Here is a 7,543-nt window from a genome sequence, read left to right on the forward strand (position 1 = left end):
CCATCGACTGGTCGACGGTGTGGCAGAACGCCGGCTGCTCGAAATCGACCTTGAGGCTTTCCGGATAGGCGCCGATGTTGCTCAGGCGTCCGGCCCTGCCGCTGGCGCGGCGCAGCTTCTCCTTGCCGAACAGCGCGCGCAGGCTTTCCCCGATCTGGATCCTGGCGATCTCGGCGCCAATGCACAGATGGATGCCGTGCCCGAACACCAGATAGTCGCGATGCGGGCGCGTTGTGTCGAAATCGTTCGGGTTCTGCACAGCGTCGGGGTCGAACATCGCCGACAGTGTCGCCGGCATCACCACCGTTCCGGCCTTCACCAGCCGCTCGCGGCGCGTCCCCCTGGCGATGGTTGCGTCGCGCGAGGCATAGCGCCACGGGCCGACCCAGATCGGCTTGAAGCGCATGGCCTCCATGATCGCCCGGTCCAGCTTCGCCGTGTCGTTTTCGGCGAGCGCCGCGTCGATGGCCTGCCTTGCATCGGGCCGCGACAGGATGACGTCCAGGCAATTGCCGCCGGCCAGCACATTGGTCGGCACGAAGCCGGCGATCATGCCCAGCATGATCGAATGGATGTCCGGGCGCGACAGCCGGCCCTGGTCGAGCAAGGCGACAAGCCGCGCCAGCGGCTGGTCCTTCTGGCCCTTTTCCCTGATCGCGTCGATGGAGCGGTCGATGACCTTGATCAGCCGATCGCCGCCGACAACGGCAAGCTCGCGCGTGACTGGTTTGGCCGTAGGATCGGAAAAGAACAGCGCGCTCAAGGCGATCGCCCAGTCGGCGAACTCGGATTCGTCGTCGATCTCAAGCCCGAAATAGTCGCGGCAGATATGCACCGGCAGGATCTTCAGCAGCCCGGCTATGGCGTCGAAGCCGGGGCTGGCCGCCATCATGATGTCCCTGGAATGGCGCGCCGCGATCGGCCGAACCTTGGCCTCGACCTCGGCCGGCGGAAAGGCGCTCAGCACCGACGATTTCATCTGCCGGTAGGCGGCGCCGTCCTGCATGCCGAGGATGAAATTCGAGCCCCGCGCCAGCTCGGCCATCTCCGGTCCGTAAGGCGTCTCGAACTCGTCGCCGCGCTCCAATATGTCGCGAACGTCGGCATTCCTGGTGACGAGCAGGAAATTGCCGAAACCGAGGTTCGGCTTGAAGCGGCGCAGCAGCGCGAGGGCCCAGCGGGGATCGTTGAAGAAGAAGCCGACGATGCGCGACGCCAGGCCATTGGTGCGCAGCCGTTCGATGTCGAAAGGCGGCATTTCCGAAAGCGGTCGCTGGCTTTTCTGGGCTGCGCGGACCTTATCGAAATACTTTAACTTGATCATTCGCGTTCAAGCCCCCCGGCTGTCCACGTCATTGCGATACCGGCCGTCTCATGGCCTAGGCTTGCATCGTTCCGGCGTATGTGATTCTCTTCACAGTCATCACATCCAGCCACCAGCCGGCCCGCGAAATCACGTCGCCGACCTCGCCAGTTCGAAATTGGCAATGAGGAATTCATTGGCGGATTTGTCGGCGAACGGGATCCAGCGCACGCGCTGTTCGGAGAAATCCGGATGCCTTGTCTCGAAAATTGCCAGTTCGCGCCTGGCCTCATCCGCGCGGCCGCTGCGCATGAGCGCGCCGATCTTCAGATACCTGGCGTAGAAGTAGCCGGGCGACAGGTTGAGCGAGCGGTCGGCCGTGGCGATCACGGCCGGCCAGTTCTCGACGAAACTGTAGGCGACCGCCAGTTCTCCCAGATTGTGGAACCGATAGAGGTCGAAGGGGCTTAGCCGCTCGGTGTCGAGGAAGAACGGTATCGCATCGGCGGCGTCGCCGAGCAAAAGCTTGGCGCTGCCCATGGCCGAGCGTGCGAAGGCAAAGCTCGGGTTGATGTGTAGCGCTTCCTTCAGATGCTCGATCGCGGCCCGCGGCTGTCCCCGCATGATATCGATGACGCCGAGATGGGCGTGCGGACGCGCATCCAGGCTGTCCATCAGCAAGGCCTTGCGCGCGTACTGCTGGACCTTGTCGAGGTCGTCGCTGTCGCCGAAACGCAGCCACGCCCGCCAGAAATACCACCATGCCAACTCATTCAGCACGGCGCTGGAATTGGGGTCCTCACGATAGGCCTTTTCGAAGAAGTCGAGGGCGATCTCGGTATCGCCGCGCGTGCGCCGGTTCATGTGCCAGCGGCCGCGTCGCACCAATTGCCAGGTCTCGAGGCTTTCCCATGGCACCTGGAAGGTGCGCGCCTGTTCGGCCCGGTCGACTTCCTTGTCGAGCATCGAGACGATCTCGCTGCCGATCTGGTCGCGCAGCTTGAAGATGTCGACAAGGTCGCGGTCGAAGCGCTGCGACCAGACCAGACGCCCATTCGACGTATCGGCCAGCGAAGTGTTGAGCCGGATCTGCCCGCCATTGCGCGTCAGCGTGCCGCTGACGATGTAGCGCGCGCCCAGCGCATTGCCGATCACCCGGGTTCCCAGGCTGTCGTCGCGGAACTGGAAGCTGGAACTCTTGGCGATCACCGAAAGCCACCTCGTATTCGAGAGGCCGTAGATGATGTCCTCGGCGATGCCATCGGCCATGTAGCCGACATCGCGCTCGCCGCCATTGCCTGCGAAAGGCAGCACGGCGATTGCTGGCGGGCCCTTGGGCGGCGCCTTTTGCGGGCTAAAGGCGGGGGAAATGGCAGCGAGCGGCGCCGCCGGCGACGCTCCGCTACCGCCGCCGCGGCCGGCTATCAGGACGCGCACCGGCAAGGCGATGTTCTTCAGCATGAATTCGCCGAGATCGGTGAACTCGGCGGCTGTCTTGTCCTTCACGTGGTGCCATGTCGTCTCCGAGATGGCGAGCCCGTCATGCGGCGCGAACTCCTGTAGCCTGGCCGCGATGTTGACGTCGTCGCCGTAGAGCCTCCCCTCGCGCACGATGACGTCGCCGGTGTTGATGCCGGCCCGGAACGGCATGCGCATGTCCTCGGCCACGGATGCATTGAGCGCGACGACCCTGCCCTGGAAATCGAAGGCGGCGCGCAGGGCCTCGATCGGGTTGCCGAATTCGGCCATGATGCTGTCGCCGGCATCGCCGAAGGTACGGCCGCCAAATGCGGCGCAACTGTCGGCGATGATGTCGCGCCGCTCCTCGAAGGCGGCGACGGCCAGCTCGTCGTCGATGCCCATCAATCGCGAGAATCCGACGGCGTCGATAGAAATGATGGTCGCCAGCTGACGGGTGTAGTTCCGTTCAGCCATGGTCAAAGCCCCCGGTCCCTGCTTGCGGTCCAGCACGGGCGACTTCCGCTTTGTTGAACACTTCGCCGTTTGCCGACGGAAAATCCTCGGCAGGCTCGGCGCGCCGTTGCCACCCTGTTATGTCGGCAAGTCTAACAGGGTCTTCGCAAAAGCTCTACCACGATCCGCTAATAGAACGCAGCGCGCGACCGGCTGCATGGTTAGCCGTTTGTTACTCAAGTCCCGCCTCGCGAATTTTCGCTTACATATTGAAATATCAACGGTTTATATATTTCAGACGTGGCGAAAGCACATCGACGACGGCGCCGCCCCGCGGTCCGCCATGCCGACCTGGAACAGGCGTTGTGCTCACTGGCGGAACCAACCGGGACGCGAGCGAGTTCCTTACGGCACACATGCGAGCACGAGATGAGGGGCTATCATGCGTACTGTTGTTTTGGCGACCGGCCTTACTGTTCTTCTCCTCGGCGGGCCGGCCTTCGCGGCCGATGCAAAGCCGCTGCCGCCGCCCAATGCCAAGAAACTGTCGGAAATCCTTGCCAAGGTCGAGCAACGCGCCGACTTCCGCTATGTGAAGGAAGTCGACTGGGACGACGGCGTCTACACCGTCACCTATTACACGACCGACCGGGCGAAGGTCGAAATCGCCTATGATCCGGTGACCGCCGAACCCAGCGAGGCCCGATAGACGCGCGCTTGCGCGGGGTGCTCGGCCATCGGTGCAGGGGCGCCCCTCCCGATCGCCGCGAGCGCGAGCGCAAGACGCCGCCCCTTGCGTCGAACCGCCTTTGATGGCTGACTGCTGCTCCACGATTGCGGGCACGGGGGTGCGGGGCAGTGGTAAAACATGTATTGAAGCGCGTCCTGATGATGCTTGCCGGCTATCTGGTCGCGGTGCTTGTCGGGCTGATCGCCGTGGCGGCGATCTATGGGATACTCAGTTCGCTGCCCAACGCGCCAGCCTATTTCGACCTCATGGGCGTCAGTCCGATCGCGGTCCTGCTGGTGCCGCCGCTCGGCATGTTCGTCTACTTCCTGACGATCATCCTGACCTGGATGCAAACCCTCGTCTTCGCGCTGATCGCGGAGTTCTTTTCGTTGCGCAGCTTCCTGCTGCACATGGTCTTCGGCGCCATCGCGGCGGCGGCGGGTTTCGCGCTGATCTGGCCGGACGCGCCGGAGAGTCCGGAGCGCTGGGCCGACACGGGCATCATCACCGCCGCCGGCTCGGTTGCCGGCCTGATCTATTGGCTGATCGCAGGGCGCGACGCCGGCTTCAGGCGTCCGCTTTTCGAGCGTGCCTGAGGGTGCCGACTAGCTCGCCGGAGACCGCACTGCCTCGGTCGCGTCGAGCGCCTGCATCAGCCGCGTGTCGCGATCATAGACGTCGTCGAAGTATTCGACATTGTCGGCCAGGTCGGGCCACGCGGTGAAATAGGCGACATAGACCGGGATGGTGCGGGTCACCTTTTCGGTCGAATGCCCGTGCTTCAGCTTCTCGGCGACATAGTCGACCGAGGTACCGAGCACCGCCGCCGCCATGCCGCGCGGGTCCTGCAAGCGCACGCAGCCATGGCTCAGCGCCCGCATGTCGCGCTCGAAGAAGGACTTCTGCGGCGTGTCGTGCATGTAGATGGCATGCTTGTTGGGGAACAGGATCTTCAGCTCGCCCAGCGCATTGGCCTCGCTCGGCTGCTGGCGCACGCTGTAGGGAATGTTGGCGCCGTAGGCGCCCCAATTGACCGCCGATGACGGCACGCGCCGCCCGCTCGAATCCGTCACCTCGTAGCCGGCGCGGTCGAGATAGCCGGGATCGTTGCGCAGCCTGGGCAGCATCTCGTTGACGATGATCGACTGCGGCACACCCCAATAGGGATGGAAATCGACCTGCTCGATCTGGTCGTAGAAGAAGGCGGTCTGGTTGGTGACCTTGCCGACGACGACGCGGGTCTTGAGCTTCTCTTCGCCATTGTCGATATAGCTGGCGGTGAAGGCCGGCTGGTTGATGAAGACGCGCGGACTGCCGAGGTCGGAAGGCAGCCACCGCAGTTCTTCCAGCGCAACCTTGACCTTGGTGACCTTGTCGGCCTTGGAGGTTCCGGCCAGCGAAGCGACCGTGCGCGGCCCGATGACGCCGTCGCCCTTCATGCCGGCCCGCTTCTGCACCGCCTTGATGACCGGCACCAGTTCGGGATCGTAGAGTTCGCTCTTGCCCAGCCTGGCGAGGACGTCGCCATAGTCGCCGCCCATCTCGTCGTCGAGGTTGCGCGCGATCAGCGTCAAAAGCTTCGGCAATTCGGGGCTGCTCTCGCCGGGCTTCAGCAACAGCTTGGGATCGACGACGATCTCGTTCTCCTCGCTCGCCTGCAGCGCTTCCAGCTCGACGCGCAGCGCCTGATACTCCGGGTTCTGCGGGTGTCGCGATTCCAGATAGGTGCGCACCTCCTGCGTATGCGCCAGCGTCTTCAGCACGCCTTCCATGTCCAGCGGCTTGGCCGGGAAATCATAGTAGCCGGTCATGCGATTGGGTTCGACGCGGCCGCTCTGGGCATCATGGGCATAGCGCAGCACGCGCGCCGACAGCGCCATCTCGAAGCGGACGAGCTCTTTCAGGCGCTCGTCCGCGCTGGCCGAGGATGACGCGGCAGGAACGTCGACCGTATAGTCCGCGGGCGTCAGGCCGTAGCTCGCCGCCTCGCCAAGCACCCGCACCGCATCCTGCGCGCGGCTGTTCGGAGCGGTGTCCGTCACCCAGATGAAATCCGGATTGGCCGAGTAATAGGCGATCAGCGCCTTGGCGATGTAGGGCTCGGCATAAAGGTCATAGTCTCCAAGTCCGGCGATCGCCTCATGGAAGGCATTGCCGGTCACCGACGGCACGAAGGCTGCGTCCTGTGGCTTCTCCGGCTCCGTTGCCGCTGCCGGCGCTGGCGACGACGTCAGCGCCGCGAAGTCGACACGCACCAGCCGGTCGGCCTTGTAGGTGTAATAGGACGGGCTGCTGATCTTGGAGCCGCCGCCACCCGGCACCTTGTTCGGCTTCGGCTTGGGCGGCGGCGGGAATTCGCCTTGCGGGTTATGCCGGACGCCGCCACCGAACAGCATGTCGAACAGTCCCTGTGCGCTCGCCTGCGGCATGCCGAGGCTCAGCGCCGCAGCGACCGCAAGCGGCATCACCGTGGCTTTGTTTCCGAAAATTCTCATGATCACCCGCTCCGGTTGTGAACCGGCTCCCGTTCCGCGCCGCTAGACGGTCACGCCCACCGCATGGCGGATGTAAGGCGCGATTATACCGATTCATACCGATTTCGTTAAGCTTCCATAAATTTCGGCGCGCCTGTTGCAGAACAGTTTCACAAGTTTGTGACGGTCTTGGGCAAACCGGCTTTGGCCTATACCGGTTGCATCGGGCGCTGGCGCAGCAGGCCGTGATCGAGGCGGCGCCGGCGACGAATCAGCCCCTGGTCCGGCTCCGCCGGGGGACGATGCCGGACGGTTGTGGAGACGGCCCGGACGATGGAGGCATAGGCGCATCGCCGGCCTCGGAGCGGCGTGACAAACGCCGGCCGTTGTGCTGGAAATCCTCAAGACTAGCCTCGAGAGGAATGCGCCGGTGAAAAAGGGATATCGACAGCTGCTCGATGAGGCCAATGCCGAGATCGAGGTGGTTTCGCCGGAGGAAGCGGCGGGGCTGATCGAGGACGAGGATACGATCTTCGTCGACCTGCGCGATCCGCGCGAAGTCGAGCGCGACGGCAGGATACCAGGCGCCAGGCATGTGACGCGCGGCATGCTGGAATTCTGGATCGATCCGGAAAGCCCCTACCACAAGCCGTTCTTCGCCTCGGGCAAGAGTTTTGTCTTCTTCTGCGCCGGCGGCTGGCGCTCGGCCCTGGCCACCAAGACGGCGCAGGACATGGGGCTTTCACCGGTCAAGCACATCCTCGGCGGTTTCACCGCCTGGAAAGCGGCCGGGCTGCCGGTCGAGCCCGGGCAGAAGAAGAAGGCCGACTGACCGCGCTTCAATGCATCAGCGTCGATTCGCCATGCCCGGTCGCGAAGCGGACGGCGTGTTCGACCACGCCCTTGTCGGCGAGGATGCGGCGATGGCCGAGCCCGTCGGCCCAATGCAGGCTGACGTGGTCGCCGGCGCCGGCATAGCGCGTGGCATGGTCGGCCGAGACCTCGCGGTCGTCGGGCGCATGGATGACCAGCGTCGGCACCAGCGCTTCCGCAAGCTGGCGGTCGCCGGTGAATTCGCCGAGCGGCCTGCCGGAGAGCTTTTCGACGCGGTCGGCCATGGCA

Annotated in this window: 6 protein-coding genes and 1 pseudogene; 3 read left to right on the forward strand and 4 right to left on the reverse strand. The window is 64.3% G+C overall.

What is annotated here, in order from left to right:
* Together EN780_RS22655 and EN780_RS22660 are read right to left on the reverse strand one after the other, a co-directional pair.
* The coding region (locus tag EN780_RS22655; RefSeq protein WP_133372676.1) for a cytochrome P450 at positions 1–1,324 on the reverse strand (1,324 nt) is incomplete at its 3' end.
* Positions 1,325–1,453: 129 nt separating this feature from the next.
* Positions 1,454–3,238, reverse strand: coding sequence for an adenylate/guanylate cyclase domain-containing protein (locus EN780_RS22660; RefSeq protein ID WP_127283129.1), 1,785 nt, complete (start codon positions 3,236–3,238; stop codon positions 1,454–1,456).
* Between the two features lie 421 nt (positions 3,239–3,659).
* Here EN780_RS22660 and EN780_RS22665 point away from each other — a divergent pair, with 421 nt between their 5' ends.
* A complete protein-coding gene (locus EN780_RS22665; RefSeq protein ID WP_127283130.1) occupies positions 3,660–3,926 on the forward strand; it encodes a PepSY domain-containing protein in 267 nt (88 codons plus the stop codon).
* 179 nt (positions 3,927–4,105) lie between these two features.
* Complete coding sequence (locus EN780_RS22670; RefSeq protein ID WP_128275373.1) at positions 4,106–4,543, forward strand: hypothetical protein; 438 nt, start codon at positions 4,106–4,108, stop codon at positions 4,541–4,543.
* 9 nt (positions 4,544–4,552) lie between these two features.
* Here the strand turns inward: EN780_RS22670 and EN780_RS22675 are convergent, their stop codons facing one another.
* Positions 4,553–6,442, reverse strand: a complete 1,890-nt coding sequence (locus EN780_RS22675) for a murein L,D-transpeptidase (RefSeq protein ID WP_128275372.1) — start codon at positions 6,440–6,442, stop codon at positions 4,553–4,555.
* Between the two features lie 409 nt (positions 6,443–6,851).
* Here EN780_RS22675 and EN780_RS22680 point away from each other — a divergent pair, with 409 nt between their 5' ends.
* Complete coding sequence (locus EN780_RS22680) at positions 6,852–7,253, forward strand: rhodanese-like domain-containing protein (protein ID WP_127283132.1); 402 nt, start codon at positions 6,852–6,854, stop codon at positions 7,251–7,253.
* A 7-nt stretch (positions 7,254–7,260) separates the two neighbouring features.
* Here the strand turns inward: EN780_RS22680 and EN780_RS22685 are convergent.
* Positions 7,261–7,543 (reverse strand): annotated as a pseudogene (locus tag EN780_RS22685) (alpha/beta hydrolase); the annotation flags it as partial.

It is taken from the genome of Mesorhizobium sp. M4B.F.Ca.ET.089.01.1.1 (assembly GCF_004022605.1).
Taxonomy (GTDB): Bacteria; Pseudomonadota; Alphaproteobacteria; order Rhizobiales; family Rhizobiaceae; genus Mesorhizobium; species Mesorhizobium abyssinicae.

Bases quoted from the DNA above. Each gene is read 5' to 3' on its own strand.
- EN780_RS22660 (WP_127283129.1), bottom strand. From the start codon at position 3,238: ATGGCTGAACGGAACTACACCCGTCAGCTGGCGACCATCATTTCTATC.
- EN780_RS22665 (WP_127283130.1), top strand. From the start codon at position 3,660: ATGCGTACTGTTGTTTTGGCGACCGGCCTTACTGTTCTTCTCCTCGGC.
- EN780_RS22670 (WP_128275373.1), top strand. From the start codon at position 4,106: ATGATGCTTGCCGGCTATCTGGTCGCGGTGCTTGTCGGGCTGATCGCC.
- EN780_RS22675 (WP_128275372.1), bottom strand. From the start codon at position 6,442: ATGAGAATTTTCGGAAACAAAGCCACGGTGATGCCGCTTGCGGTCGCT.